Consider the following 239-nt stretch of genomic DNA (forward strand, 5'->3'; position numbering starts at 1 on the left):
CATCAACAGAATTTTCTTAAAAATATATAATAGACACAATTTATCTGAATATTACTGTGGTTTAATTAAGAGTCTTTCCCAGTTCTCCCCGCGATCAAATAAGCCACTATCCACTCCTAACATATCAGTGTAATAAACGTTACCTTTATCATTGATTTTAAGAAATGGTATGCTGCGAAAAAGAGAGTCGCTTATCTCTGCCTTGATGTCTTCTGAGAACGGAAGATATAAAAGTAAAT

1 protein-coding gene is annotated in these 239 nt (G+C 33.1%); it reads right to left on the reverse strand.

The window, feature by feature from the left end; all coding sequences use genetic code 11:
* Positions 1-51: 51 nt before the first annotated feature.
* A partial coding sequence (locus AOA61_RS31825; protein ID WP_218197351.1) for a hypothetical protein occupies positions 52-239 on the reverse strand: 188 nt, incomplete at its 5' end.

The sequence above is a fragment of the Pseudomonas sp. 2995-1 genome (genome assembly GCF_002742505.1).
GTDB classification, from domain to species: Bacteria; Pseudomonadota; Gammaproteobacteria; order Pseudomonadales; family Pseudomonadaceae; genus Aquipseudomonas; species Aquipseudomonas sivasensis.